This window comes from Microvirga sp. CF3062 (assembly GCF_036314045.1).
Lineage (GTDB): Bacteria > Pseudomonadota > Alphaproteobacteria > Rhizobiales > Beijerinckiaceae > Microvirga.
Genome location: NZ_JAYGGN010000003.1, coordinates 365,608 through 392,388, shown reverse-complemented (window position 1 = coordinate 392,388; position 26,781 = coordinate 365,608). Strand labels below are relative to the sequence as shown.

General features: G+C 64.1%; 21 protein-coding genes. 16 read left to right on the top strand and 5 right to left on the bottom strand.

What is annotated here, in order from left to right; genetic code table 11:
• Positions 1–23: 23 nt before the first annotated feature.
• The 9 genes from VB618_RS07985 (at position 24) to VB618_RS07945 (ending at position 12,782) form a co-directional block, all read left to right on the top strand.
• Positions 24–2,243 carry a hybrid sensor histidine kinase/response regulator gene (locus tag VB618_RS07985; RefSeq protein ID WP_329796068.1) on the top strand — a complete coding sequence of 740 codons (2,220 nt, stop codon included), beginning with the start codon at positions 24–26 and terminating at the stop codon, positions 2,241–2,243.
• 10 nt (positions 2,244–2,253) lie between these two features.
• Positions 2,254–3,321 (top strand): chemotaxis-specific protein-glutamate methyltransferase CheB, encoded by a 1,068-nt coding sequence (gene cheB, locus VB618_RS07980; protein WP_329796067.1) that lies wholly within the window; start codon positions 2,254–2,256, stop codon positions 3,319–3,321.
• A complete protein-coding gene (locus tag VB618_RS07975) occupies positions 3,318–5,042 on the top strand; it encodes a response regulator (RefSeq protein ID WP_329796066.1) in 1,725 nt (574 codons plus the stop codon). The genes cheB and VB618_RS07975 overlap by 4 nt, the downstream gene beginning before the upstream one ends.
• Complete coding sequence (locus tag VB618_RS07970) at positions 5,039–6,940, top strand: response regulator (RefSeq protein WP_329796065.1); 1,902 nt, start codon at positions 5,039–5,041, stop codon at positions 6,938–6,940. The genes VB618_RS07975 and VB618_RS07970 overlap by 4 nt, the downstream gene beginning before the upstream one ends.
• Positions 6,941–7,196: 256 nt before the next feature.
• Entirely contained in the window at positions 7,197–8,798 is a 1,602-nt protein-coding gene (locus VB618_RS07965; protein ID WP_329796064.1) for an ABC transporter substrate-binding protein, read from the top strand.
• A 66-nt stretch (positions 8,799–8,864) separates the two neighbouring features.
• Positions 8,865–9,875: an ABC transporter permease subunit gene (locus VB618_RS07960; RefSeq protein WP_329796063.1), complete on the top strand. Its 1,011-nt coding sequence runs from the start codon at positions 8,865–8,867 to the stop codon at positions 9,873–9,875.
• A complete protein-coding gene (locus VB618_RS07955; protein WP_329796062.1) occupies positions 9,872–10,783 on the top strand; it encodes an ABC transporter permease subunit in 912 nt (303 codons plus the stop codon). Before VB618_RS07960 ends, VB618_RS07955 begins: the two co-directional genes overlap by 4 nt.
• A 2-nt stretch (positions 10,784–10,785) precedes the next feature.
• Positions 10,786–11,802, top strand: coding sequence for an ABC transporter ATP-binding protein (locus tag VB618_RS07950; protein ID WP_329796061.1), 1,017 nt, complete (start codon positions 10,786–10,788; stop codon positions 11,800–11,802).
• Positions 11,799–12,782 (top strand): peptide ABC transporter ATP-binding protein, encoded by a 984-nt coding sequence (locus VB618_RS07945; protein WP_329796060.1) that lies wholly within the window; start codon positions 11,799–11,801, stop codon positions 12,780–12,782. Before VB618_RS07950 ends, VB618_RS07945 begins: the two co-directional genes overlap by 4 nt.
• Before the next feature lie 7 nt (positions 12,783–12,789).
• On the opposite strand, the gene VB618_RS07940 is transcribed toward VB618_RS07945, so the two are convergent.
• Positions 12,790–14,808: an AI-2E family transporter gene (locus VB618_RS07940; protein WP_329796059.1), complete on the bottom strand. Its 2,019-nt coding sequence runs from the start codon at positions 14,806–14,808 to the stop codon at positions 12,790–12,792.
• Between the two features lie 190 nt (positions 14,809–14,998).
• On the opposite strand from VB618_RS07940, the gene VB618_RS07935 reads away from it, so the two are divergent.
• The gene (locus VB618_RS07935; protein ID WP_329796058.1) at positions 14,999–15,790 is read left to right on the top strand and encodes a dienelactone hydrolase family protein; all 792 of its coding nucleotides are present in this window, start codon (positions 14,999–15,001) and stop codon (positions 15,788–15,790) included.
• A gap of 45 nt (positions 15,791–15,835) precedes the next feature.
• Entirely contained in the window at positions 15,836–17,914 is a 2,079-nt protein-coding gene (locus tag VB618_RS07930) for a M3 family metallopeptidase (RefSeq protein ID WP_329796057.1), read from the top strand.
• A gap of 31 nt (positions 17,915–17,945) precedes the next feature.
• Here the strand turns inward: VB618_RS07930 and VB618_RS07925 are convergent, their stop codons facing one another.
• From VB618_RS07925 to VB618_RS07910, 4 genes are all read right to left on the bottom strand, one after another.
• Positions 17,946–18,122, bottom strand: a complete 177-nt coding sequence (locus VB618_RS07925) for a hypothetical protein (protein WP_329796056.1) — start codon at positions 18,120–18,122, stop codon at positions 17,946–17,948.
• An 86-nt stretch (positions 18,123–18,208) separates the two neighbouring features.
• Positions 18,209–19,222 carry an aldose epimerase family protein gene (locus VB618_RS07920; protein WP_329796055.1) on the bottom strand — a complete coding sequence of 338 codons (1,014 nt, stop codon included), beginning with the start codon at positions 19,220–19,222 and terminating at the stop codon, positions 18,209–18,211.
• Between the two features lie 5 nt (positions 19,223–19,227).
• Positions 19,228–20,109, bottom strand: a complete 882-nt coding sequence (locus VB618_RS07915) for an SMP-30/gluconolactonase/LRE family protein (RefSeq protein WP_329796054.1) — start codon at positions 20,107–20,109, stop codon at positions 19,228–19,230.
• Between the two features lie 75 nt (positions 20,110–20,184).
• Positions 20,185–21,369 (bottom strand): amidase, encoded by a 1,185-nt coding sequence (locus VB618_RS07910; RefSeq protein ID WP_329796053.1) that lies wholly within the window; start codon positions 21,367–21,369, stop codon positions 20,185–20,187.
• A 243-nt stretch (positions 21,370–21,612) separates the two neighbouring features.
• Between VB618_RS07910 and VB618_RS07905 the strand changes: the two genes are divergently transcribed.
• The 5 genes from VB618_RS07905 (at position 21,613) to VB618_RS07885 (ending at position 26,750) form a co-directional block, all read left to right on the top strand.
• Entirely contained in the window at positions 21,613–22,818 is a 1,206-nt protein-coding gene (locus tag VB618_RS07905; RefSeq protein WP_329796052.1) for an ABC transporter substrate-binding protein, read from the top strand.
• A 156-nt stretch (positions 22,819–22,974) separates the two neighbouring features.
• A complete protein-coding gene (locus VB618_RS07900; RefSeq protein WP_329796051.1) occupies positions 22,975–24,822 on the top strand; it encodes an ABC transporter permease in 1,848 nt (615 codons plus the stop codon).
• Positions 24,819–25,595: an ABC transporter ATP-binding protein gene (locus VB618_RS07895; RefSeq protein WP_329796050.1), complete on the top strand. Its 777-nt coding sequence runs from the start codon at positions 24,819–24,821 to the stop codon at positions 25,593–25,595. The genes VB618_RS07900 and VB618_RS07895 overlap by 4 nt, the downstream gene beginning before the upstream one ends.
• The gene (locus VB618_RS07890; protein WP_329796049.1) at positions 25,592–26,305 is read left to right on the top strand and encodes an ABC transporter ATP-binding protein; all 714 of its coding nucleotides are present in this window, start codon (positions 25,592–25,594) and stop codon (positions 26,303–26,305) included. Before VB618_RS07895 ends, VB618_RS07890 begins: the two co-directional genes overlap by 4 nt.
• Before the next feature lie 130 nt (positions 26,306–26,435).
• The gene (locus VB618_RS07885) at positions 26,436–26,750 is read left to right on the top strand and encodes a 2Fe-2S iron-sulfur cluster-binding protein (protein ID WP_329796048.1); all 315 of its coding nucleotides are present in this window, start codon (positions 26,436–26,438) and stop codon (positions 26,748–26,750) included.
• Positions 26,751–26,781 lie beyond the last annotated feature (31 nt).

Below are 26,781 nucleotides of genomic sequence, written 5' to 3'. Positions count from 1 at the left end.
GCGGAACCGGAGTTGCGCGAATCGTGACGGACATCCGCAAACAGCTGCTGGCGGCCTTCGAGGCGGAACATCGAGAACATCTCGATGCGATCCGGTCTGCGCTCGATCATGCTAACCGGGGCGAGATCGACCTGACGGATGTCTTTCGCCGGGCGCACAGCCTGAAAGGCGCGGCCCGCGCCGTCGATCTGCCTTCTGTGGAAGAGGTCGCGCACCAGCTTGAGGCGCTGTTCTCGCAGGTTCTAGAGGGACGGCAATCCCTCGACGAGCCAACGATCGCGACGGTGCGGCGCAATCTGGATCTGATCGAGGATCTCGTCGCCGGCGTTCTCAAGCCCTCGGCGTCTCCCGTTGGCACGCAGCCCGCGCCTGCATTGGCGACGGCACCTCGCGAACCAGAGCCTTCACCTGCGAAAGCCGATACAGTCGCTTCCCCTGACGCCGGCGGTAGCTCATACCTGCGCGTGGCGGCCGAGCAGATGGAGGAACTCTCCACCTCCATGCATCAGCTTCTGACGCAGCTGCAGGCGAACGAAAGCCTTGATGATGTCTTGCGGCAGATCGAGATTGAGATCCGCGGCTTGAGGCGGAGCTGGGATCAGCTCCAGGAGCAGATGAGCGCATCGTGCGTGGCCGCACAGCAGGGGTTTATTTCCGGCCAGCGCAGTGCCGCATCTTTCACGCCGCGCCTGCGCGATTTCGACCAGGGCTTGAAAGGTTTGTTTCGCAGGATCTCCGCCGTAACGCGTGACCGGCGGCAGTCGAGCTGGTCCATTGAGCAGGCCGCCAGGCAGGTCCGCGAGAACATTGATCGGGTATCGCTCGTCTCGGCAGAAACCGTGTTCGGCGGCTTCGGGCACATGGTGCGGGAGATCGCTCGCAAGGCCGATAGGGATGTGCATGTGCGCAGCATCGGTCTTGATATTCAAGTCGACCGGCAGGTGCTTCAGACTCTCAAAGATCCCGTGATGCATCTCCTGCGCAATGCCGTGAGCCATGGCGCGGAAATGCCCCACGAACGGATTGCGAAGGGAAAGGCGGAACGGGCCGAAGTGACCTTGGAGTTGGCCTCACGCGGCGGCCGTTTGGTTATCAGCATCCGCGACGACGGACGTGGCCCGGATCTCGCGCGGATCGAGCAGGTCGCCATCGAACGCGGACTGCTTCAGCCCCGCGGCTCCAGCCCCCCACCGATGATGGATCAGTTGCTCTCCCTCGTCTTCATGCCGGGCTTCTCGACGGCCGGTGAAGTCGACAGATTGTCGGGCCGCGGCATAGGCCTGTCCGTTGTGGCGGAAGCGGCCCGCAAGCTGCAAGGGTCCGTTCTGCTCCGGCCCCGCTACCCGCATGGCACGGAGGTTCTGCTGAACGTTCCGTTCACGGCCGCCCGTCAGCCACTGCTTCTGCTTGAGGCGGAAGGCCGCATGTTCGGCCTGCCCGCTCACGCGGTGGAGCGTCTCCTGCGCCTCCGAACCGAATCACTGGAAAGTGTGGAGGGCCGACCGGCAGCCCGGATCGAGATCGGGGGGCAGGACGTTGTCGTTCCGGTCGTCGCCCTTGCCGCTCTGACAGGATCCCCCAATGCCCCCCTCCCTACCGAGGCCGGACACGTGAAAGCCGTTCTCGTCCGCCATGGCTCCCGAACCTGCGCCTTTGCCGTCAACGCCCTCCACGACGTGCGCACGATGCTCGTCAGCGATGTTCAGGCCATCGGATTGAACGATCTGGTTTCGGGAACCGTGCTTCTCGATGACGAGATGCCGGCGCTTGTGCTCAGCCCGGACAGGCTGATCGAGCACTGGCTTACGAACGAAAGCCGCCTCGCGACCGGAGGACTGGGCCTCACAGGGTGGGTGCAGGAAGAGGAACGCCAAGCCAGGACGATTCTCGTGGTCGATGATTCCATCACCACCCGCACCCTGGAGAAGAGCATTCTGGAGGCGCAGGGATACGAGGTTGTCCTCAGCGTCGATGGGATCGACGCCCTCCATGTGCTGCGCTCTGGCGAGGCCATGATCGATCTCGTGATCGCCGATGTGGAAATGCCGCGCATGGATGGCTTCGGTCTGCTGCAGGCAATCAAGAACGACCCGAGGCTTTCCGCCCTTCCGGTGATCCTGATGACGTCCCGCGCCGACCCGGAAGACGTGCGCAAGGGTCTCGATCTCGGCGCGAGCGCCTATATTACCAAGCAGAAGTTCGATCAGCGCGAGCTGCTGGCCACGATCGGACAGGTGTTGTGAGTTCCGTGGGATGAGTATGGCGCCGCAGTCTCGGGTTCGGGTGATGGTCGTCGAGGATTCCCTCGTCGTCCGTCAGCTGCTCGTCCATATCATTGCCAGCGACCCTCGCCTTGTGGTGGCCGCCGCCGTCAGTTCCGCCGAGGAGGCGCTGCGGGAGATCGGCCGCGTTCGGCCGGACGTGATATCCATGGATATTCGCTTGCCGGGAATGGACGGATTGGAGGCCACCCGCAGGATCATGGCGGAACACCCGACGCCCATCGTGGTCATCGCCGACAGCATCGAGGATTCCTCGCTCAAGATTTCCATGAACGCGCTACGGGCCGGCGCGCTCACGGTGGTGGAGAAGCCCGTGGGCCTCTCCAGCGCCGACTATGCCGCTATCGCCAGCACCATCTGCACCCAGCTCTACATCATGAGCCAGGTGCCCGTGGTCCGGCAGCGTTCGTTTGCTTCGTGGCGTGAGACCAGCCCATCCCGGAGCGAGCCGGAATGGAGCATGACGCGCCCGAGCATCATGGGGATTGCCGCTTCGACCGGCGGACCGCCCGCGCTCGCAAAGGTTCTCGGCGCCCTGCCTCCGGACTTTCCACTGCCGATCCTCCTCGTGCAGCATATGGGCGCTCCCTTCATGGAAGGCTTCGCCTCCTGGCTGAATGGGCTGGTCTCTCTCGAGGTGCGCCTTGCTCAGGATCAGGAAATCCCGACACAGGGCCGGGTCTATGTGGCGCCCGGCGACCGACATCTGCTTCTCTCTTCCGCAGGCACCCTGAAGCTGAGCGCCGAACCGCCGCTCGGCAACCAGCGCCCCTCGGCCACCATGCTGTTCCAGTCGATGGCACGCTCGGTCGGCCGCAGGGGCCTGGGGGTGATCCTCACCGGCATGGGCGAGGATGGCGCCCAGGGTCTCGTCGAGCTGCGCCAGGCTGGCGGCTATGCGGTGGCGGAGGATGAGAGCACCGCCGTCGTCTACGGCATGCCGGCGGCAGCGGCGCGCATGGGCGGCGTCAATGTCAGCCTGCCTCTCGACCTGATCGCATCCCGCATCCTGCGCCTGGCCCGGGGAGACGGCGAATGAGCACGGGGCCCATGACCCAGGCTGCCGAAATCCTTCTTGTCGAGGATTCGGAGACCCAGGCGCTGCAGCTGCGCCACATGCTGGAGACGAACGGCTTCCATGTGTCCTGGCGCTCGACCGCAGAAGCCGCCCTTGATGGGCTGAACGAGAAGCTTCCCGATCTCGTCATCGCCGATTATCACCTGCCTGGCATGAACGGGGATGAGCTGACCCGGCAGATGCGCCTGAACGTTCGCACCCGCGCCATTCCGGTCATCATGCTCACGGAGGCCCGGGAGCGCACCGTGGAGCGGCAGGGGCTGGAGAGCGGAGCGGACGCCTACATCTCCAAATCCGCCGAACAGGAGCTGATCATCCTGCGGATCAAGGCGCTTCTGCGCCGACGCCCATCGCTCATCAGCGATGAGCAGGAGGAGCGGCAATCTCCCAGCTTCGGAACGTTCCGCCGGGCCTGTATTCTGATCGCGGACGACAGCCTCACTCGCCGCACCTACCTCCAGGACATGCTGGCCCATGAGGGCTATGCGGTCACGGCGGTTCCGGGTCCTGTGGAAGCCCTGCGGCTCGTCCGCTCGGCTGATGCCACTTGGGACTGCATTCTGGTGAACCTGCTCAGTCCGGGCTTCGACGGCATTGAGCTCTGTCGTCAGTTGAACCTCTACCGCGGTCTGGCGCCTCTGCCGGGGGCGGATGCTCCGAGCTTTGCCATCGTGGGCCTCGGCAACGAGGAGGGCGGGCAGCTCCTCTCTCGGGCCTTTACAGCAGGCATCGACGATATCGTTCCCACGAGCATCGAGGCCGATGGGATGCGGGTGCGCATCCGTGCGCTCGTCCGGCGCAAGCTCATGCAGGACGAGAACTGGCGCATCGAGGCGGAGCTGCGCGAGCGCGAGATCGCCCTCGCCCGGGCCCGGGCCGAAGCCGCTTCGGCTGAGGCGCTCGCCAAGGCGAATCGCGAGCTGGAAGAGGCCAACGATCTCCTGAAGGGAACCCAGGCGCAGCTCGTCCAGGCCGCCAAGATGGCCTCTCTCGGCGAATTGGTGGCCGGCATCGCCCACGAGATCAACAATCCCCTGGCCTTCATCCAGGCACATCAGGGAACCGTCGAACGGCTTCTCACGGAGGTCGAGGGAAAGCTTCCGCCCGAGGCTGGCCTCGAGCGGCAGGTCCGGAAATCCCTCGACCGGATCGGCGCGATGAAGCTGGGGCTTGGCCGGATCCAGGAGCTTGTCCTGAACCTCCGGCGCTTCTCGCGCCTGGACGAAGGCGATTTCCAGACCGTCAACGTGCCCGAATCGATCGAGACCGTGCTGGCTCTCCTGGGCCACAAGCTGGGAACCCGAATCGACGTGCGACGCCGCTACAATGCGGTTCCGGATCTCTACTGTTCGCCCGCCCTGCTCAACCAGGTCGTGATGAACATTGTCGGCAATGCGGCCGATGCCATCAGGGGAACCGGCGGCATAGACATTGAAACCGAAAGCAATGAGACAACCTATACGATCAGGATCAGCGATACGGGACCGGGTATCCCACCTGAATTGCGGGAACGAATCTTCGAACCGTTCTTCACGACCAAACCTGTCGGGTCTGGAACTGGACTTGGACTGGCCATCGCCTATAGCGTCGTCCAGGCCCACAAGGGGTCGATCATGGTGAATGCGGGGCCGGCAGGCGGTGCCAGCTTCATCATCACGATCCCGAGGCAGATTGTTTCATGACCTTGCCGAGCGAGATGACTTCAACGAATGGGACGATCCTGGTCGTCGATGATGAGCCGGACATTCTGGTCGCGCTCGAAGACCTGTTCGAGAATGATTACCGGGTGCTGACGGCCTCATCTCCGACCAAAGCGCTCGACATTCTCCGCCACGAGCCGGAAGTGGCCATCATCATCTCGGATCAGCGCATGCCTGAGATGCAGGGCGACGAGTTTCTGGCCAAGGCCCGGGATGTGTCCGATGCAGAGGCGATTCTCCTTACAGGCTATGCGGATCTGAAGGCGGTTATCGGCGCGGTCAACAAAGGCCGCATCATGGCCTATGTGCCAAAGCCCTGGGATCCCACCGCCCTCTCCAACATGGTTGCCGCCGCCTATCAGCGGCGCCTGCTGGCACGGGAACTCGATACCGAACGCGCGCTCCTGCACGGACTGATGGAAAGCACGGGCGATCTGATCTCGTTCAAGGATCTGGAAGGCCGCTTCGTGCGCCTGAACGCCGGCAAGGCCAGGAGCCTCGGATGCACGGCCGGCGACTGCCTGGGTCGCAAGGAAAGGGATTACGTCTCGCCTGAGCGGGCGACGATGATCGAGGAGGCGGAGCGCCGCGCTATTCAAGCGCGCCAGCCCGACGAGGTCATCGAGGAGCGTACCCTGCCCGACGGCAAGACACAGTGGTGTCTCATCAACCACATCCCGATCCTCGACGGTCAGGGAACTGTTACCAATCTCGCCACCATCGAGCGCGACATCACGGAGCGCAAGCTGATGGAGATGCGCCTGCGCCAGGCCGACAAGATGCAGGCGCTCGGCACCCTCGCCGGCGGCGTGGCCCACGATTTCAACAACCTGCTGATGGCTGTGCTCGGCAGCCTGGACCTCGCCTCGCGCCGGGCTCCCGACGACCCGCGCCTGACGCGCCTCCTGCAGAATGCCACCTATGCGGCGGAACGGGGCGCATCACTGACCCAGAGGCTCCTGAGCTTCAGCCGCCAGCGGGACCTGCGTTTGCAGGCTGTGGACGTGAACCAGGTCATCGCCGGCATGAGCGATCTCCTGTCCCGCACGCTCGGCGGCGTGATTCGGATCGAGCGGCATCTCGCGGATGATCTCTGGACCGCCATGGTCGACCCGGACCAGCTCGAACTGGCCATCCTGAACCTGTGCATCAATGCCCGGGATGCCATGGCCGAGAACGGGGTTCTCACCCTCGCGACCCGCAACGAGGTGATCGGGGAAGGCCGGATCACCGATCTCACCGGCGGGGATTACGTGGTGATCTCGGTGGCCGATACCGGCACCGGCATTCCGCCGGAGGTCCTGGCGCGGGTGCTGGAGCCCTTCTTCACTACGAAGGAAGTAGGCAAGGGCACGGGCCTGGGTCTGCCTATGGTCTATGGTCTTGCGCAGCAATCCGGCGGCACGGTGACGATTCACAGCACGGTTGGTGTCGGCACGACGGTGGAACTCTATCTCTCACGCGCCGCCAAGACACATGACGGCAGGCATCACGAGGAGCAGTCCACCGCCCCCGATGTTCGCAAGGTCCGCATCCTGCTCGTGGATGACGATGCGGAAGTGCGTACGGTAACATCAGCCTATCTGAGCGAGATGGGCCATCGGGTCGTAGAAGCGGCCGATGGAGCCACGGCCCTGGACATCCTGAAGGCCGACGACCAGCTCGATCTGCTGATCGCGGATTTTGCGATGCCCGGCATGACGGGAACCGATCTCGCCGAGAAGGCCCATGAGACCCGGCCAGGTCTCGGCGTCCTTCTCGTGACCGGATACGCTGATCCCACGCGCGTTCCGGATGGCTATTTGATGCTGCACAAGCCCTTCAGCCGTGCCGAGCTTGCCGCGAAGGTCGGTGAGGCGGCCGGTCGGAAGCAGGAATGATAGGTTCACGGGCAAGGTCAACCCCTCGCCCGACTGTGGAAAAACCTGCCCTTGACAGGGGTTGGCCAAGATTATGTGGAATCGCGGAAATTTGACCAGAAAAGCGCGCTTTGAGGCTGCCGCATGGGCAGAAAATGGTTAATTCTCTCTAAAAATTATCCATTGTTGCATGGACAGATTGACAATATCGGGGCTTCGCACCTTAACTCCGTCACAGAACGGCCACGACTAGAGCCGTCTCAGAGGACTACAGGTAATGAAAAAATCAGCCCTTTTCGCAGCCATCTGCGTTCCGGCCTTCCTGGCCGCCGCTCCCCTGGCCGCCAAGACCCTCGTTTACTGCTCGGAAGGCAGCCCGGAGAACTTCTACCCCGGCGTGAACACCACCGGCACGTCCTTCGACGCCGCTGAGCAGATCTACAACCGCATCGTCGAGTTCGAGCGCGGCGGCACCAAGGTCGTCCCCAGCCTCGCCGAGAAGTGGGAAGTTTCCGCCGACGGCATGGTGTACACCTTCACCCTGCGCAAGGGCGTGAAGTGGCACTCCAACAAGAATTTCAAGCCGACCCGCGACATGAACGCCGATGACATCGTGTTCATGTTCGAGCGCCAGTGGAAGGAAGATAACGCCTTCTTCAAGGTCACGAGCCCGAACCACTCCTACTTCAACGACATGGGCATGCCCAAGCTGCTGAAGTCGGTGGAGAAGGTGAACGACAACACGATCCGCATCACCATCAATCAGCCCGAGGCTCCCTTCCTCGCCAACCTCGCCATGATGTGGTCGAGCGTGCAGTCGAAGGAATACGCCGATGCCATGCTGAAGGCCGGCACCCCGGAGAAGATTGACCAAGAGCCGATCGGCACGGGCCCGTTCTCCCTGGTGCAGTACCAGAAGGACGCCATCATCCGCTACAAGGCTTTCCCTGAGTACTGGGCTGGCAAGGCGAAGATCGACGATCTCGTCTTCTCGATCACGCCGGACGCCTCGGTGCGCTGGGCGAAGCTCCAGAAGGGCGAATGCCACGTCATGCCGTATCCGAACCCGGCTGACCTCGAGGCCATGAAGAAGGATCCGAACGTCCAGATCCTTGAGCAGGCCGGCCTGAACGTTGGCTACCTTGCCTACCAGACCACGAAGAAGCCCTTCGACGACGTGCGCGTCCGCAAGGCCTTCAACATGGCCATGAACAAGAAGGCGATCGTCGACGCCGTGTTCCTCGGCTCGGGCGTTCCTGCCAAGAACCCGATCCCGCCGTCCATGTGGTCGTACAACGACTCCGTGAAGGAAGACGAGTACAACCCGGAAGCCGCCAAGAAGCTGCTCGCCGAGGCTGGCTTCCCGAACGGGATGGAAACCGACCTGTGGGCGATGCCGGTTCAGCGTCCCTACAACCCGAATGCACGCCGCATCGCCGAGCTCATGCAGGCCGACCTCGCCAAGATCGGCGTGAAGGCCGAGATCAAGAGCTTCGAGTGGGGCGAGTACCGCAAGCGGGCCCAGGCCGGCGAGCACCAGATGGCCCAGCTCGGCTGGACCGGCGACAACGGTGACCCGGACAACTTCCTGCACACCCTGCTGGGCTGCGCCTCGGCGCAGAGCGCTTCCGGCTCGAACATCGCGAAGTTCTGCCACAAGCCCTTCGACGATCTCGTGACGAAGGCGAAGGTCACCACGAACCAAGCCGAGCGCACCAAGCTCTATGAAGAAGCTCAGAAGATCTTCAAGGAGCAGGCTCCCTGGTTCACGGTGGCTCACGCCGTGCAGCTGAAGCCGATCCGCAAGGAAGTCGTGGACTTCAAGCTCTCGCCGTTCGGTCGCCACACCTTCTACGGCGTGGACATCAACAGCAAGTAAGCTCACTTCCCTTCAACCTACGGCGGAGCGGCTTTTGAGGCCGCTCCGCCTTTTTACATTCGGCCGATGCTCCGCTTCATCCTCACTCGAGTCAGCCTGATCATCCCGACCTTTCTCGGGATCACATTGCTGGCCTTCTTCCTGATCCGCCTCGTGCCAGGCGATCCGATTGAAACCCTTGCCGGCGAACGCGGGATCGATCCTGCGCGCCATGAGCAGCTCCGCAAGGAATACGGCTTCGATCAGCCGATCCTCGTCCAGTACGGGATTTATCTCTCCCGCGTCCTCCAGGGCGATCTCGGCAAGTCCATGATCACGCAGGAGCCGGTGCTGAGCGAGTTCTCGGCGCTGTTCCCGGCCACCATCGAGCTTGCCACCTGCGCGATCCTCTTCGCGCTTCTGCTCGGTCTTCCGGCCGGCATCATCGCGGCTATCAGGCGAAACTCGATCTTCGACCATGGAGTCATGGGCATTTCGCTCGCCGGTTATTCCATGCCGATCTTCTGGTGGGGCCTCATCCTCATCCTGCTGTTCTCGGTGCAATTCGACCTGACACCCGTCTCCGGCCGCATCGACGTGCTGTACTACATCGAAGCGACGACCGGATTCCTGCTGATCGACACGCTCCTGTCGGATGAGCCGGAGGCCTTCTGGTCGGCGGTCAAGCACCTGATCCTGCCTACCATCGTGCTGGGCACGGTGCCGCTCGCAGTGATCGCCCGCATGACGCGCTCGGCGATGCTGGAGGTTCTCGGCGAGGACTACATCCGGACCGCCAAGGCCAAGGGTCTCTCCCAGTTCCGGATCGTTGCCCTGCATGCCCTGCGCAATGCGCTGATCCCCGTCGTGACGGTCATCGGCCTGCAGATCGGCGTGATGTTCACCGGCGCGATCCTCACCGAGACGATCTTCTCCTGGCCGGGCGTAGGCAAGTGGCTTATCGACGCCATTTTCCGCCGCGATTATCCCGTCCTGCAGGGCGGTGCGCTGCTGCTCGGCATGGTCGTCATGAGCGTGAACCTTCTCGTCGACCTCGCCTACGGCCTCATCAATCCTCGCATCAGGCATACGCGATGACCACTGAAACCATGGAAGCTCCGGCCGTCGCCGCGCCGACGGCCACTCCCCCTCACCCCTTGCGCGAGTTCTGGGGCTATTTCAGCTCCAACCACGGTGCCGTCGCCGGTCTCGTGATCATTGTCGCGGTCGTGCTTGTGGCGCTGCTGGCCGATGTGATCGCCCCCCACGATCCGAATCTCACCAACACCACGATCGCCCTGAAGCCGCCGTTCTGGCAGGAGGGCGGCTCGATCGCCTACCCGCTCGGCACGGATCCCATCGGCCGCGATATCCTGTCCCGCCTGATCTACGGCGCGCAGCTGTCGCTTCTCATCGGCATCGTGGTGGTGGCGATCTCCATCGCGATCGGCACCGTTCTCGGCCTCGTGGCAGGCTTCTTCCGCGGCCTGACCGAGATCTTCATCATGCGCCTGATGGACATCATCCTCACGCTGCCGAGCCTTCTGCTCGCCATCGTGATCGTGGCGGTGCTGGGCCCCGGCCTGATGAACGCCATGCTGGCGGTCGCCCTGGTGATCCTGCCGCATTACGTGCGCCTTGCCCGCGCAGCAGTGATCACCGAAACGTCCAAGGATTACGTGACGGCGGCCCGCGTGAGCGGTGCCGGCACGACGCGCCTGATGTTCAGGGAAGTGCTGCCGAACTGCGCCGCTCCTCTGATCGTGCAGGCATCTCTCGGTATCTCCACCGCGATTCTGGACGCGGCAGCCCTGGGCTTCCTTGGCCTTGGCGCGCAGCCACCATCACCTGAATGGGGCACCATGCTGGCCGATGCCCGCGAGTTCGTTCTCCGCGCCTGGTGGGTCGTCACCTTCCCAGGACTTGCGATCCTCATCACGGTGCTTGCCTTCAATCTTCTAGGCGACGGTCTTCGCGACGCCTTCGATCCAAAACTGAAGCGCTGATCATGGCTCTTGTTGAAATTGAAAACCTGTCGGTCGAATTCCCGACCCAAGGCGGCATCATGCGAGCCGTCGACGGCGTGAGCCTCAAGCTCGAAGAGGGCGAGGTTCTCGGCGTCGTGGGCGAGTCCGGCTCCGGCAAAAGCGTCACCATGCTGGCCCTCATGGGCCTGATCCCCTACCCGGGCCGAGTGAGAGCCGACAAGCTCATGTTCAACGGCCGCGACCTCCTGACGATCTCGGACAAGGACCGGCGCAAGCTCACCGGCAAAGATGTCGCGATGATCTTCCAGGAGCCGACGACCAGCCTCAACCCGTCCTTCACGATCGGCTTCCAGCTCACGGAAACCCTGCGTCTGCACGAGGGCATGGATCGCAAGGCTGCCGAGCGCCGGGCCGTCGAACTTCTTGGTCAGGTCGGCATCCCCTCACCGGAAAGCCGGCTGTCTGCCTATCCGCACCAGATGTCGGGCGGCATGAACCAGCGCGTGATGATCGCCATGGCCATCGCCTGCAATCCGAAGCTGCTCATCGCCGACGAGCCCACCACCGCTCTCGACGTGACGATCCAGGCGCAGATCCTCGACCTGCTCGTATCGCTCCAGAAGGAGCGCAACATGGGTCTCGTCATGATCACCCACAACATGGGCGTGGTGGCCGACACCGCCAAGCGCGTGATGGTGATGTATGCCGGGCAGATCATGGAGGAGCGCTCCGCCGACGACCTCTTTGCGTCGCCGCAGCACCCCTACACGGCGGCCTTGCTGGCAGCGCTCCCTGAGCGCAGCGAAGGCGGCCGTCTGGCGACGATCCCCGGCGTGGTGCCCGGCCTCTACGACCGTCCGAAGGGCTGCCTGTTCAGTCCGCGCTGCGCCTATGCCACCGAGCATTCGCGCAACGTGCGCCCTGACCTGCGCTCCTGGGCGGGCGGCCATATCCGCTGCCATTATCCGCTCGGCGATCCTAACCGGAACGCCGAAATTCAGCATGATCATCCCGTTGGAACGGAGGCTGCGTCGTGAAGGCTCCCGTTGTCGAAGCCAAGGGCCTGAAGCAGGTCTACAAAATCAAGCGCGGCCTGTTCAAGGAGCCGGCCAACCTGCAGGCCGTTGGCGGCATTTCCTTTGCCATCGAGCCCGGCAAGACCCTTGCGGTCGTGGGCGAGTCCGGCTGCGGCAAGTCCACGCTCGCCCGCATGGTGACGCTCATCGAGAGGCCGACCGAGGGTCAGCTCACCCTTGACGGCATCGATGCGGTCAACCCGCCGGCAAACTACGCCAAGGATCTGCGCCGCATGGTGCAGTTCGTCTTCCAAAACCCTTATGGTTCGCTCAACCCGCGCAAGAAGGTGGGCACGATCCTGGAGGAGCCGCTGGCCATCAACACCAAGCTCTCGAGTTCCGAGCGCACCGAGCGTGCGCGGGCCATGATGGCGAAGGTGGGCCTGCGGCCCGAGCAATACGACCGCTATCCGCACATGTTCTCCGGCGGCCAGCGCCAGCGCATTGCGATTGCCCGTGCGCTCATGCTCTCGCCGAAGCTCGTGGTGGCGGATGAGCCGGTCTCGGCGCTCGACGTATCGATCCAGGCGCAGGTGCTCAACCTTCTCGCCGACCTGCAGGAAGAGTTGGGGCTTGCCTATCTTTTCATCTCGCACGACCTCGGCGTCGTCCGGCACATCGCCCATGACGTGCTGGTCATGTACCTGGGCCACGCGGTCGAGCATGGGCCGAAGGAGAAGATCTACGCGCGTCCGCTGCATCCCTACACGCAGGCGCTTCTCTCCTCCACGCCCGGCATCACCGGCGTGAAGCGCAAGCGCATCGTGCTGAAGGGGGAACTTCCCTCGCCGCTCAACCCGCCGAAGGGCTGCGTGTTCTCCACCCGCTGCCCCTATGTGACCGAGCGCTGCAAGGTCGAGCGTCCTGTCCTGCGGGAACTCGACGGGCGGCAGGTCGCCTGCCACTATGCCGAGAACTTCCTGAAGGAAGAGGCGGCTTAAGGCATCATCAAGCAGGCAACGGCAGTCGCTTGGCTGCCGTTGCTTCATTCATGCCCGACGAGTTGACAGACTCCGGCAGCTTCTCCTCGCCGGTGGCCACCTTCAGGCACTGCACCACAGAATCGCGCAGGGACGAGACATAATAATTGGCGCCGAGTGTCGCGCGCATCGTCTCGCTCTTCAGCACGGCATCCTCCGCAGGCCATAGGCCAACCACGGTCGGAGCCTTCGACTTCTGCTTCAGCCGCCGCAGCAGATAGCGCAGATGGGCCGGCGTGCCGCTGATCTCCAGGTAGCTGATGCACACCATCTGCACGCCGGTCATGTCCAGGTTGAAGATCTGCCGGCGCGACACGGCCTCATGCGGCACCACGCGGGTGCCGAGCCCATGCTTGCTCAGGAGTTGCGCGAGCATTTCCGACGCTGCCTCGTCGAGAGGCCCGCGACCCGCGATGCACAGCACCGCCCCTTCCGCCCTCCAGGCTTCCGGAATCCGGCTCTCCTCCGGCAGTGCCTCGGGCGCCGCCGGATCCTTGTTGGCAGGCCTCTCGCTCGCAGGAGATGCCACCGGCTCATCCTCGGTATCCTCCGGTTCAGGCTCCACATCGTCATGCCCGCCCAGATCCTGAACCAGTGCGCGGATCACATCCCTGACCTGATCGAGCTGGCGATGGGTAAGAACGCCGCGCGTCGCATCGTTGGCCGCGAGCTGGAGCCCTCTCAGGGCAACCTCATCGTAGTAGGAGGTCAGCGAGCGTTCCTTCAGGAGCAGTTCGGCGGATTCCAAGGCTTCGTCCGGATCGCCCGCAAGCATGCGCTGGTAGAGGTTCTCGTCCGGCGTCAGGGCTGGCCTGTCGCCGAGAAGCACGTCGAGGAACTCGAGCCGCTCCACATGGCGCCCCAGCACCACCAGGCAGAGAGTCAGGGGTGTTGCGATCAGCAGGCCGACCGGTCCCCAGAGCCAGGTCCAGAAGATGGCCGAGATGACGACCGAAAAAGGCGAAAGACCCGTGCTCTGCCCATAGACGATGGGCTCGACCACATGGCCCATCAGGGGCTCGCCAATGGCGTAGAGCGCCAGGGTCATCAAGGCCATGGTCCAGCCGGGATCGACCGCAGCCGCGAGCAGGATCGGCGGTACGGCGGCCAGGAACGATCCGATATAAGGCACAAAGCGCATCAAGGCCGCAAAGACGCCCCACAGGATCGGGCTCGGCACCCCGATCAGCCACAGGCCGGCCGCTGCCACGACACCGAAGGACGCGTTCAGAGCCAACTGGGTCAGGAAGTAGCGGCTGAGGCGCCGCGCGGCATCGTCCATGGCGGCCGTGGCGCGATGCAGGTCGCTGGCCCCGAACAGGCGGATCATGCGGTCACGCAAGTCCTCGCGCTGCATAAGGATGAAGACCAGAACCACAAACACGATGCCCATAGTGGCCAGGGGCTCGAGCAGGGGCAACAGCACATTCCGGGCGACCTGGGCCGGCGTCGGATCAGGCTCGTGCACCTCCACCGGGAGAGGCCTCGGCTCCTCGGGTGGCAGGGACGTGGCGGGATTGGAAGGCGCTTGCGCCTGCTGTTCCGGCGGCGGCTCTGCGACGGCCCGGTCGAAGCGCCGGCCGAAATCCTTTAGGAGTGCCGGCAACTTGCCGAGCGATCCCTCGCGTAAGGAGCCGATCTTGGTCTCGATGGTGCTCTGATAGCGTGGCAGGTCGGTTGCCAGACCCGCCACCTGGAAGCCGATGACAGTGGCCAGGGACACGATGATCCCCAAGGCGACCAGCACGGCAATGATGACGGCCGGCACCCGACTCAGGCGCGACCGACGCAGCAGCTCGACGAACGGCGCGAGCACGAACGCCAGCAGGATGGCGAGCACCACAGGCAGGAATACTTCCCGCCCGACATAGAGCGCAGCCAGCACGACGACACACACGGCCAGGGTCAGCAGGCCGGAGAGCCCCGGAACGCCAGGCGGTTCGACTTCCGTCTCCGGAGGGGGCACGGGTGTGGGTGCGGGACGCATCTGTCGATCTCTGCAGGCCGCGAGACGATCTCGCTGGCCTGCAAACAACGTGCTCAAGCCTGAAACGATCCTTAACCTTGGCCGAAAGCTTGACCGCTCGTAACGCTGGGACCTTTTGCCATCTGCAAGCCTTAAGGATCCGAACCCATCTCATGGGTACGGAATCCCCGCCCAACGGCCTCATACCTTCATGTCGATCACCAGACGCAACCTTCTGATCGGGGCAGTCCTTGCTGCCTCTTCCACCGCCCAGGCTCAACAGGACAAGTCCATCTCGATGTCTGTCAACGCACAGCGCAACGCGTTCAAGAGCGGCGGCAAGGCCATTGCCGTCGAAACCTTCCAAGGATCCGGCACCTCGCCCCATCCCACTCTTGTCATGCTGCATGGCGCCGATGGCTTGGGCTATAACAGCCAGTATCGCGAAGCGGCCCGCACCGTGGCGGCAGCCGGCTATCAGGTTCACTTGGTTCACTATCTCGACCGCACGGGCGAGAAGCGGGCTTCGTTCAGCACCATGTTCCAAAACTTCATGCCCTGGATGAGCACCGTCCAGGACGCCCTCACCTTTGCGGCCAATCATCCGGGTGCCGACTCGAGCCGCATCGGCATCGTGGGCATTTCCTTAGGAGCAGCCTTAGGGCTGGCCGTGTCGAGCACCGATCCTCGCGTGAAGGCGCTGGTAAACTACTTCGGCCCGCTGCCGCAGGGCGCGATTGCCGCCACCTCGCGCCTGCCGCCGACCCTGGTGCTGCATGGTTCGGCCGATCCTATCGTGCCGGTGGCCAATGCCTATGCGGTGGAGGCCCTGCTGCGCCAGCAGAACGTGCCGCACGAGGTTAAGGTCTATCCCGGCCAGGGCCATGGCTTCAGGGGCGCGGCGGAAGAGGATGCGACCCGCAGGGCCCTCGCCTTCCTGCAGCGCCATCTCGCCGCCAGCCGGGCCTCGACGAATTCAGGCCCTCTTTCCGTCGATGGCTGACGCGTCTAAGACTTCTCATCTTCAGATCATCAGACAGGAGCAATCATGACGGCTTCAGACGCGGCTCTCGCAGGCAATCCCCTCCTCACGCAATGGTCGACTCCGTTCGGTCTTCCGCTCTTCGAGAGCATCGTGCCGGAGCATTACAGGCCCGCCTTCGATACCGCGCTCGCCGAACAGCAAACCCAGGTTGCCGCCATTGCCGAGAGCACCGAAACCCCCACCTTTGTCAACACCATCGAGGCCCTGGAGCGCAGCGGCCGGACGCTCAAGAAAGTCGGCGGGGTGTTCTTCAATCTCGCAGGCTCGCACACCAACGATGCGATCCAGGCCATCGAGCGCGAGATGGCACCGATCCTCGCCAAGCACCGCAACAGCATCTTCATGAACGAGGCGCTCTACAAACGCGTGGCAACGCTCTACGACAAGCGCGAGAGCCTCGGTCTTAATCCTGAGCAGATGCGTGTCCTCGAGCGCTATCACATCATCTTCGCGCGCGCCGGTGCCAGGCTCGGACCTGACGAGAAGAAGCGGCTCGCCGCCATCACCGAGCGGCTTGCAAGCCTCGGCACCCAGTTCTCACAGAACGTGCTGGCGGATGAGAAATCCTATCAGCTTGTCCTTGATGGCGAGGCCGATCTCGAAGGCCTGCCCTCTTTCTTGCGCGAGGCAGCCGCCCAGGCTGCCGAAGAGCGGGGCTTAAAGGGCAAGTCCATCATCACGCTCTCCCGCTCCAGCATCGAGCCGTTCCTGCAATTCTCCAAGCGGCGCGACCTGCGTGAGCAGGCCTTCAAGGCCTGGGCCGCGCGAGGCGACAATGGCAATGCGACCGACAACAAGGCGATCATCGCGGAGACAGCGGCCCTGCGCGCCGAGCGGGCGAAGCTCCTCGGCTACGAGACCTTCGCCGACTTCAAGCTCGCCGACACCATGGCGAAGACGCCCGACAACGTGATGAAGCTCCTCAACGACGTCTGGACGCCGGCCCGCGCCCGTGCGGAGGAGGAGCGCAACGACCTGCAGGCTCAGGCGCAGTCCATCGGCGACAACATTGCCATCGAGCCGTGGGACTGGCGCTATTATGCGGATCAGGTGCGCATGGCGCGCCACAATCTCGATGAGGCGGTCATCAAGCCCTACTTCCAGCTCGACCGGATCATTGAGGCGTCCTTCGAGACCGCGCAAAGACTCTTCGGCCTGAGCTTCCAGGAGCTGAAGGACTTCCCCAAATATCATCCCGATATCCGCGCCTGGCAGGTTTTGGATGCGGACGGCCAACCTGTCGGCATCTTCATCGGCGATTATTTCGCGCGCTCGTCGAAGCGTAGCGGCGCCTGGATGAGCGCCTTCCGGTCTCAGGAACGTCTCACCGGCGACATCCGTCCGATTATCGTCAACGTGATGAACTTTTCGAAGGGCAGCGCGGGCGAACCGTCGCTCCTGAGCTTCGATGATGCACGCACGCTTTTTCACGAATTCGGCCACGGCCTGCACGGTCTTCTCTCGAACGTGACCTACCCGCTGCTCGCGGGCACGGCCGTGTCGACGGATTTCGTGGAGCTTCCCTCGCAGCTCTATGAGCACTGGCTCTCGCAGGCCGATATCCTGCGCCGCTACGCAACCCATTACCGGACGGGCGAGCCGATCCCGGAAGACCTGCTTGAGCGCCTGATGGCAGCACGCAACTTCAACCAGGGCTTCGCGACCATAGAGTACCTCGCCTCGGCCTTCGTCGATCTCGAACTGCACCGACGCAACGACCTGAGCAATCTCGACGCGTCCGCCTTCGAGGCCGAGACCCTGCAGAAGATCGGCATGCCACGCGAGATCATCATGCGCCATCGTACGCCGCATTTCACGCATGTGTTTTCCGGCGACGGATACTCGTCGGGTTATTACAGCTATCTCTGGTCGGAGGTCCTGGACGCCGATGCCTTCACGGCTTTCGAGGAGACGGGCGACGCCTTCAACCGGGACATGGCGGACAAGCTCAAGCGCTTCATCTATTCCGCCGGCAACCTGCGCGATCCGGCCGAGGCTTACACGGCCTTCCGGGGACACCTGCCCACGGCAGACGCGCTCCTGGCCAAGCGTGGATTGGTCGCTTCAGGGGCCGATGCTTGAGTGAGAAAGGTGGCGGGCTCGAGAGGGCCCGTCACGCCGTTCCAGTGACGGCTTCGCGGGTCCGTCTCGGCATGTGAAGCCGGATCCGACCGATGCGAGGGATATCCTTCGGGGTTACCTCGGAAGAGGCGAGCGGGCGCAGGATGCTTTTCAGGAAACTCATTCCCTTGGGATCAATTTCCAAAGCCTTGGCATCGAGCACCGGCATGGGCGCCTTCCCCTACTGTTTTGTGTTTATCTGGAAACGCAACGCCTACAAAGAAGAACCTACTTGGATGAGCAAAGTTCCTTCCGTCAGCGAGAGAACCTCAACTCGCTGACTTGGCGCGATACCTCTTCTGGAAGCAAGATAGACGATGGAAAATGGGCTTTATTGGGGCTGTCGGGGAAGCGCTGTGGCTCCAGGCAGAGCCCTCCGTGCCGGCCGTACTTGGCCCCTCCCAGCCCTTGAACCGGCATGTCCATCAGGTGCCCGTCGTAGAACTGAACGCCGGGCTCCGTGGTCCAAAGTTCCATGGACACCCCGCTCTTGAGCGACGCCAGGGTCGCGGCGTGCCGAAGCTCGCCGTAGGGTCCCTGCAGCACATAGTTGATGTCGTAGAGGATGCGCTCCTGCGTGAACTCGGCCGCGCCGATGGGCCTCAAGGTGGTGAAGTCGTAGCCCGTATTCGCCACGCGCCGGATCTCTCCCGTCGGGATGAGATCCGGGCGGGTCGGCGTAGTGTAGTCGGCTGCGATCATCAGGTGGTGCGCGAGAATGTCCGTGCTGCCGTCGAGATTGAAATAGCCATGAGTGGTGAGGTTGACCGGCGTCGGCTGATCGCAGGTGGCCTCAAGCACGATCCGCAGACCGCATGAGGGCAGGAGCGTGTAGGTGCAGGTGGCAACAAGCCGGCCCGGATAGCCCATATCGCCATCCTCCGACACGAGGCTCAACGTGACACTGGTGTCGGTGTGATCGATGATGCTCCAGAGCCGCGTGCCGAAGCCCATGGTGCCGCCATGCAGCTGGTTGCGGCCCTCATTGGCATCGAGACGATAGGTCTCCCCGTTCAGGGTGAAGCACGCGCCTCCGATGCGGTTGGCGTGGCGTCCGACGATGGCGCCGAAATAGGGGGAATGAGCGACGTAATCCTCGATGGAGTTGAGCCCGAGCACCACGCCCTGCGAGCCGCTTGAGGAGGGCACGACGAGATCGCGCACCACCGCGCCCCAGGTCAGGACCTTAATTTCCATGCCGTCAGGGCCTGTGAGCGAGACCTGCAGGGCGTCCTGACCGTTGAGGGAGCCGAAGCGCTCGATGCTCATGGTATCTACCCCTCGAAGATGTTGGCCTTAAGCCCGCGGATGCCGCCGGTCTCCACCTTGAAGAGGTGGCCCGCCATCACATCGATATGCGGGTCACGGCCGATGGCGGCAGTGGTGATGTAGAGGGTGGTGAGATCGGGTCCGCCGAAGGCGCATTTCGTCACCTGGGCGGTCGGAACCGACACGGTGCGCTCCACCGAACCGTCGGGAGCAAACCGCGTGATGCGTGAGGCGCCCCAGTGGCAGACCCACACATGGCCCTCCGCGTCGACCGCCATGCCGTCCGGATGGCCCCAACTCTGCTCGAACCGGGTGAACGGACGCGGCTCGCCGATCTGTCCTTCACCGGCATCGAGGGCATAAATCGTCTGGCCCGTCGTGTCGGTCGCGTAGATCCTCTGCCCGTCATGGCTGAAGGCCGGACCGTTGGTGACCACGAACCCGGAATGGAACTGGATCAGTTCCTTGCCGTCCCAGCGCCAGAAGGCCCCGGAGGCATTCTCCTCCTCGTCGTCCATAGTGCCGAAATAAATCGCCCCGTCCGGCCCCACATGGCCGTCATTGATGCGGTTGTTCGGCTTGTCGCTGTCCGGCGACACGAGGGGCTCGACCGCGCCGGTTCTCAGGTTGAACCGGGCCAGCCCCGACTTGAAGCCGGCGACCACCACATCCTCGTCAGGGGTCAGGGCGATGAAGCCGATCCGCTCGGGCGCATCGACACGAAAGTGCTCCTTCGTCTCTGGGCGATAGCGCCAAACCCCCGGGTTCTTGATGTCGACCCAGAACAGGGTGTTCGAGCGGTGGTCCCACACCGGCCCCTCCCCCAGCATGCAGGCGCTGGCCACCGCCACATGCGGCGTCTCCGGGTGAACGGCTGGATGGGTCATGGCTCCCCTCTGAGGCTGATGGTTTTCTCTTCGCTCTGCCGGTAACTCCGGCCGCGTCCGTTGGGTCCCGTCGGGCTATGCGCTCTCGGCGATCTGCCGGGCCAGCCGCACGAGGCTCAGGTCCGACCCGGCAGGCCCCATGAGCGACAACCCCAGCGGAGCGCCCGACCGGGAGGCGAGCGGGATCGACACCTGAGGCAGGCCTGACAGCACCGACAGGCAGAGCAGGTTCAGGGCGTTGTTGCGGTAATCGTTCAAGGATTCGTCGCTCTCGGTGAGGAGCGGGGCGATGTCGGGCATGGTTGGCAGGATCAGCACTGCGTCATCGAGCAAGGCGCTGAACCGCTTGCGGAAAGCGGCGCGAATCACCTGGGCTTCCGTGACCTGACCGTCCGTGACAGCCTTCGAGAATTCGAACCGGTCGGCCACGCCGGGGCCCAAGGGCGGATTGTAGCGCTCGATCATCGGCCCATCGACCGTCCAGGCCTCCCGGCTCTGGATGTAGCGCATGGCCCAGTAGAGCGCCGTGAAGCCCTCCGTCGCCACATCGACCTCCTGGGGCTCGCCGAGCACGAGTTCGGTGCGGCGCAAGGCCGGTGCGAGCGCCTCCCGCACTTGCCCGTGGAGCAACCCGAAAGCGTCCCGCGCTAGGAGTACCCGAGGCTTCTGCGGCAGGGGCGTACCGTCGTCGCCCAGCAGAACCGCGCCCACCTGCTCGAAGGTGGCGCCGTCACGGGTGAAGTAGCCGCAGGTGTCGTAGGATGGAGCCAGATCGTGGCAGAACTCAAGGCTGACCCGGCCATGGGTCGGTCGGATCCCGAAGAGACCGCAATGGTTGGCGGGCGCCCGCACAGACCCGCCTGTATCGGTGCCGAGCGCGAAATCGCACAACCCGTTCGAGACAGCCGCCGCCGAGCCGGAGGACGAGCCGCCCGGAATGCGGTCGGGCGCGCCGCCGTTCACCGGGGTGCCGAAATGGGCGTTCTTGCCGCTCATCGAGAAGGCAAGCTCGTCAGTGATCGTCTTGCCCACGAGCCGCGCACCGGCATCGAGCAGCTTCTGGACGGTCGGCGCCGTGCGGGTCTTGATGCCCGACATGGCGAGCATGTGAGGCGATCCCGCGCTCGTCGGATAGCCCGCCACATCGAACAGGTCCTTGGCGGCAAAGGTCAGGCCAGACAAGGGCCCCGTCGGCGCATGGGGAACCGAAACGGCCGGATAGGGCATGAAGGCATGGGCAGGATCGTTGTCGAGAAGCATGGATCTGTCACTGAAAGAGACGAAGGAGGAGCGAATGTGTCATCCTCTCCTAGCGCATCGTGCGGAAAAGTGGATCCGGTTTTCCGCTAAGAACGATGCGCCAGCTTAAAAATGAGCATCGGATTGATCCGATGCTCTAGGCTGGAGCAAGTCGGGATTTAGAGAACCTTGGCAGTTTGTGTCTTTCTTCTGGACTCGATTGGCCCTAAATCCTCGCACATTCTCGATTGAAGGGACGCCTTAATGGCCAAGTTTTCGACGATCCGCTGGCTGGCTCTTGGAGCGGCGCTCGCCCTCGGGGCACCGGCGGCTCAGGCGCAGCAGGCTCCGATCAAGATCGGCGAGCTGAACTCCTACGCCCAATGGGCGGCCTTCACCGTGCCCTACCGCAACGGCTGGCAGATGGCCCTCGAAGAGATCAACGCCAAGGGTGGTGTGCTCGGCCGCAAGATCGAGATCGTCTCCCGCGACGACGGCGCGACCACGGGCAGCGCCACCCGCGTGGCGGACGAGCTCGTGAGCCGCGAAGGCGTCTCGCTGCTGTTCGGCTCGTTCCTGTCCAATGTCGGCGTCGCCATGGCCGACTACGCCAACCAGAAGAAGATCGTCTATATCGCGGCCGAGCCGCTCACCGACGCCGTGACGATGGCGCAGGGCAACCGCTACACCTTCCGTGTCCGGCCCAACAACTTCATGCAGGTCGGCATGCTGGTGGATCAGGCGAAGGCTTCCGGCGCCAAGCGCTGGGCCATCGTGGCGCCGAACTATGAATACGGCCAGTCGGCGGCGGCCGTCTTCAAGCGCCTGATCCAGGAGCGCGTGCCCGGAGCCCAGATCGTCGCCGAGCAGTATCCGGCGCTCGGCAAGATCGAGGCGGGCGCCACCGCGTCGGCCATCGAGCAGGCCAAGCCCGACGGCATCTTCAACGTGCTCTTCGGCCCCGACCTCACCCAGTTCGTCCGCGAGGGCAACACCCGCGGGCTCTTCGAGAGCGCGACCGTTCTTTCCCTTCTGACCGGCGAGCCCGAATGGCTCCTGCCGCTCAAGGACGAAGTGCCCGAGGGCTGGACCGTGACTGGCTATCCCTGGGACGAGATCAAGGAGCCCAAGCACAAGGCCTTCATCGACGCCTATCGCGCCAAGTACAACGACACGCCGCGCCTCGGCTCGCTCTTGGGTTACATGGTCGTCACCATGATCCGCGACGCTATCGAGCGCGCCGGCTCCACCGAGACGGAAGCGATCATCAAGGCGCTCGAGGATGCGAAGTTCGACACCGTGATCGGCCCGGTCACCATGCGCGGCATCGACAACCAGTCCACCATGGGGGCGTGGGTGGGCAAGCTCGTTCAGAAGGGTGCTGCCGGCGGCATGACCGACTGGACCTACAAGGACGGCGCCTCGTTCATGCCGACGGAGGCCGAGGTGAAGGCGGTTCGGAAGGACTAGACGTTGAGCGCTCGGCACCCTTGCACCCTCCCCTTGAGGGGGAGGGTCGGCCGCAAGGCCGGGGTGGGGTGGAAACGCGACCTCACGAATGTCTGCGTTTCCACCCCACCCCGCTCGCGATGCTCGCGACCCTCCCCCTCAAGGGGAGGGTAAAGAATGGACCTCGCCTTCCTGGCCGTTCAGGCCCTCAGCGGCCTGTCCAGCGCCTCCTCGCTCTTCATCACCGCCTGCGGTCTGACGATCGTCTTCGGCGTTACGCGGATCGTGAACTTTGCGCACGGTTCGCTCTACATGATCGGCGCCTATACGGCCGCGACCCTCGTGCCGCGGCTGCTCGAACTCTCCTTCGGGCCCGTCACCTTCTGGGCCGGCATTCTCATCTCGGCCGTCATCGTCGGGATCATCGGCGTCATCATCGAGGTGCTGCTCCTGCGGCGCATTTACGGCGCGCCGGAACTCTTCCAGCTGCTCGCCACCTTTGGCGTGGTGCTCGTGGTGCAGGATCTCGTGGTGCAGGTCTTCGGCCCGCAGGACATCCTCGGGCCCCGCGCTCCGGGCCTGCGCGCGCCGGTGGAAATTCTCGGACGACGCTTCCCATCCTACGAACTGGCGCTGATCGCTGCCGGGCCCATCGTGCTTGGCCTCGTGTGGCTGCTCCTGCGCAAGACGCGCTTCGGCGTGCTGGTGCGCGCGGCCACGCAGGATCGCGACATTGTGGCGTCGCTCGGTGTCAATCAGGCCTTGCTGTTCACCGGCACGCTGTTTCTCGGCGCCTTCCTCGCAGGCCTCGGCGGCGCGCTGCAGATCCCACGCGTTTCGGCCAACACGGGCATGGATCTGTCCATCATCGCGGAGGCCTTCGTCGTCACGGTGGTCGGCGGTATGGGCAGCGTGCCGGGCGCCTTTCTGGCGGCGCTCATCATCGGGCAGCTGCAGGCCTTCGGGATCCTGATCTTTCCAAAGAGCACGCTCGTCGTTGTCTTTCTCCTCATGGCAGTGGTGCTGGCGATCCGTCCCCACGGCTTCTTCGGGCGGGCCGAAATCATCGGCGGAACTCATGCGGTGGGCATTGCCAGCCGCGCTCCCATGCCGGGCCGGCAATACATTCTGTTCATCATCATCGCGGCTCTCGCCAGCTTCCCGCTGGTGGCGGATGCGTATCTTCTGAAGGTCGCGACCGAGATCCTGATCTTCGCGCTCTTCGCCTTTAGCCTGCAGCTTTTGATCGGCGTCGGCGGCGTCGTGAGCTTCGGCCATGCAGCCTTCTTCGGCCTCGGTGCCTATGGCGCAGCGCTTGCCGTCAAATGGTACGGTGTCTCGATGGAAGCGGCCCTCCCGCTCGGGCTTGCGATGGCGGCGCTCGGCGCCGGGCTGGTCGGTGCCTTCGTGGTGCGCCTGTCCGGCATCTATCTCGCCATGATGACGCTCGCGGCCGCCCAGATCCTCTATGCGGTCGCATTCCAATGGGTGGAGGTCACCGGCGGCGACAACGGCATCGTGGGCGTGTGGCCCTCGCCTTGGGCGAGCGGGCCGATCCCCTACTACCTCCTGACCGCCGCGCTGACGGTCGTCACGGTGCTGCTTCTGAAGCGCATCATCGACGCACCGTTCGGCTACTCGCTTCGGGCGGCTCGCGACTCGGATTCCCGTGCAGAGGCCATCGGCCTGAACGTTCGTCAACATCGCTGGCTTGCCTTCATGATCGCCGGCGCCGCGGCAGGACTCGCAGGCGGGATCTATGCGTTCTCCCGCGGCTCGGTCGATCCGAGCCTGCTCGGCATCTCCACCTCCGTGGATGCGCTCACCATGCTGCTGCTCGGTGGCATCCAGACCGTGATGGGGCCGCTTGTGGGCGCTGCGGCCCTGCATGCCTTGCGCGACTGGCTCATGCCTCTGACGTCGCTTTGGCGGCTGCTTCTGGGCCTGAGCATCATCGCCATGGTGCTCATCTTCCCGCGCGGCCTCGTGGGCACCGTCCGCGACTGGTGGGAGGCGCGGGCATGACACTTCTTGCCGTGAACGGCCTGCACAAATCCTTCGGCGGCGTGGTGGCGGCCCGCGACGTGACCTTCACGGTCGAGCGGGGAGAAATGCTCGCCATCATCGGACCGAACGGCGCCGGCAAATCCACCGTGTTCAACATGGTCGGCGGCCAGCTTAAATCCGATCGTGGACAGGTTCTGCTCGATGGACAGGACATCACCCATGCCTCGCCGCAAAAGCGCTTTCGTCGCGGCGTGGGACGCACCTTCCAGGTGGCGCAGACGTTTCTCTCCATGAGCGCTGCCGAGAACGTCCAGATGGCGCTGATCAGCTGCGCCCGGCAGAGCAACGGCCTCTGGGCCCCGGCCCGGGAGCGCCATCGCGAGAAGGCCGTCGAACTGCTCTCGCAGGTCGGCATGGCGGAGGCGGCGGATGTGCCCTGCTCGGCGCTCGCCTATGGCGATGTGAAGCGGGTGGAGTTGGCCATAGCACTTGCCGGCCAGCCCAAGCTGCTCCTCATGGACGAGCCCACCGCCGGCATGGCGCCGGGCGAGCGGGCGGCGCTCATGAGCCTCACCGCCTCCATTGCCGAATCCCAGGGCATCGGCGTTCTCTTCACCGAGCACGACATGGACGTGGTCTTCGGCCATGCGGTCCGGGTGCTGGTGCTCCTGCGCGGCCAGATCATCGCCTCCGGAACGCCGGACGAGGTCCGGCAGGATGAGCAGGTCAAGCGCGCATATCTCGGCGACGCGCGCGCCCTGGAGCCCCTGAGAGGAGTGAGCCCTGCATGAATGCGCCGCTTCTCGAGGTCTGGGATCTCCGTGCCTTCTATGGTCGCGCCCAGGTGCTGTTCGACCTGACGTTCCGGCTCCAGGCCGGCGAGGTCATGGCCCTGGTCGGCCGCAATGGAGCAGGCAAGACCACCACCTTGAAGGCGATCATGGGGCTGGTTTCGGCCTCGGCGAGGCAGGCCACCTTCAAGGGGCATTCCTTGGGCAGGATGCCCACCTACAAGATCGCCCGGCTTGGCCTCGGCTATGTGCCCGAGGACCGGCGCATCTTCACCGATCTCACCGTCGAGGAGAACCTGGAGACCGGGCGCCGGCCCGCAGTCGCCGGACGCTCGCCCTGGACGCCGGAGCGCCTCTTCCGGCTCTTTCCCAATCTCGCCGAGATGCGGGGTCGGCGCGGCAACCAGATGTCCGGCGGCGAGCAGCAGATGCTGGCCATCGCCCGCACCCTCATGGGCAACCCGGATGCGATCCTGCTGGACGAGCCCTCCGAGGGCATCGCCCCCGTGATCGTCCAGATGATGGCCGAGGCGATCCGGGCCATGAAGGCGGAGGGCGTGGCCGTGCTCCTCTCCGAGCAGAACTGGGCTTTTGCGGCGGGCATCAGCGACCGGGCCTGCGTGATCGAGCGCGGCGAAATCCGCTTCCAGGGCTCCATGGCCGAGCTCATGGCAAACGAGGCCCTGAGGGCGGAGACGCTGGGGGTCTAGGACAGCCTGCTTTCGGAAACAAACCGGGCCCTTAAACCATTGACGGAGCGGACCGAAAGTCCGATATGCAGCCCATCGGCGCACCCTCCTGCGCCCCATCCCAGAACCCACGCGAAGGATTCCCCGTTTCATGGGCGTCATCCATGTGACCGACCGGGCCGGCCAGCGCCACACCCTCGAGGCTGTCGAGGGCTGGCGGGTCATGGAGATCATCAGGGATTGGGGCCTGCCCATCGAGGGCCTGTGCGGCGGCGCCTGCGAATGCGCCACCTGCCACGTCTTCGTGGCCGAGGATTGGGTGGACAAGCTGTACCCTGCCACGGAGGAGGAAGAGGACCAGCTCGACACCGTAGTGACGAAGCCCAGTTCCCGCTTGTCCTGCCAGATCCTGTGGACCCCCGAACTCGACGGCCTGGAAGTCACGCTCGCCCCGACGGGCGACTGACTGCCAGCCTGTCACATTGCCAAAACGAAGA

What these genes read in the sequence shown, in the direction of transcription:
- VB618_RS07930 (WP_329796057.1), top strand. Translation starts at nt 15,836, where the DNA reads ATGACGGCTTCAGACGCGGCTCTCGCAGGCAATCCCCTCCTCACGCAA.
- VB618_RS07950 (WP_329796061.1), top strand. Translation starts at nt 10,786, where the DNA reads ATGGCTCTTGTTGAAATTGAAAACCTGTCGGTCGAATTCCCGACCCAA.
- VB618_RS07940 (WP_329796059.1), bottom strand. Translation starts at nt 14,808, where the DNA reads ATGCGTCCCGCACCCACACCCGTGCCCCCTCCGGAGACGGAAGTCGAA.
- VB618_RS07970 (WP_329796065.1), top strand. Translation starts at nt 5,039, where the DNA reads ATGACCTTGCCGAGCGAGATGACTTCAACGAATGGGACGATCCTGGTC.
- VB618_RS07965 (WP_329796064.1), top strand. Translation starts at nt 7,197, where the DNA reads ATGAAAAAATCAGCCCTTTTCGCAGCCATCTGCGTTCCGGCCTTCCTG.
- VB618_RS07910 (WP_329796053.1), bottom strand. Translation starts at nt 21,369, where the DNA reads ATGCTTCTCGACAACGATCCTGCCCATGCCTTCATGCCCTATCCGGCC.
- VB618_RS07905 (WP_329796052.1), top strand. Translation starts at nt 21,613, where the DNA reads ATGGCCAAGTTTTCGACGATCCGCTGGCTGGCTCTTGGAGCGGCGCTC.
- VB618_RS07890 (WP_329796049.1), top strand. Translation starts at nt 25,592, where the DNA reads ATGAATGCGCCGCTTCTCGAGGTCTGGGATCTCCGTGCCTTCTATGGT.
- VB618_RS07915 (WP_329796054.1), bottom strand. Translation starts at nt 20,109, where the DNA reads ATGACCCATCCAGCCGTTCACCCGGAGACGCCGCATGTGGCGGTGGCC.
- VB618_RS07895 (WP_329796050.1), top strand. Translation starts at nt 24,819, where the DNA reads ATGACACTTCTTGCCGTGAACGGCCTGCACAAATCCTTCGGCGGCGTG.
- VB618_RS07900 (WP_329796051.1), top strand. Translation starts at nt 22,975, where the DNA reads ATGGACCTCGCCTTCCTGGCCGTTCAGGCCCTCAGCGGCCTGTCCAGC.
- VB618_RS07960 (WP_329796063.1), top strand. Translation starts at nt 8,865, where the DNA reads ATGCTCCGCTTCATCCTCACTCGAGTCAGCCTGATCATCCCGACCTTT.
- VB618_RS07925 (WP_329796056.1), bottom strand. Translation starts at nt 18,122, where the DNA reads ATGCCGGTGCTCGATGCCAAGGCTTTGGAAATTGATCCCAAGGGAATG.
- VB618_RS07935 (WP_329796058.1), top strand. Translation starts at nt 14,999, where the DNA reads ATGTCGATCACCAGACGCAACCTTCTGATCGGGGCAGTCCTTGCTGCC.
- cheB (WP_329796067.1), top strand. Translation starts at nt 2,254, where the DNA reads ATGAGTATGGCGCCGCAGTCTCGGGTTCGGGTGATGGTCGTCGAGGAT.
- VB618_RS07975 (WP_329796066.1), top strand. Translation starts at nt 3,318, where the DNA reads ATGAGCACGGGGCCCATGACCCAGGCTGCCGAAATCCTTCTTGTCGAG.
- VB618_RS07955 (WP_329796062.1), top strand. Translation starts at nt 9,872, where the DNA reads ATGACCACTGAAACCATGGAAGCTCCGGCCGTCGCCGCGCCGACGGCC.
- VB618_RS07920 (WP_329796055.1), bottom strand. Translation starts at nt 19,222, where the DNA reads ATGAGCATCGAGCGCTTCGGCTCCCTCAACGGTCAGGACGCCCTGCAG.
- VB618_RS07885 (WP_329796048.1), top strand. Translation starts at nt 26,436, where the DNA reads ATGGGCGTCATCCATGTGACCGACCGGGCCGGCCAGCGCCACACCCTC.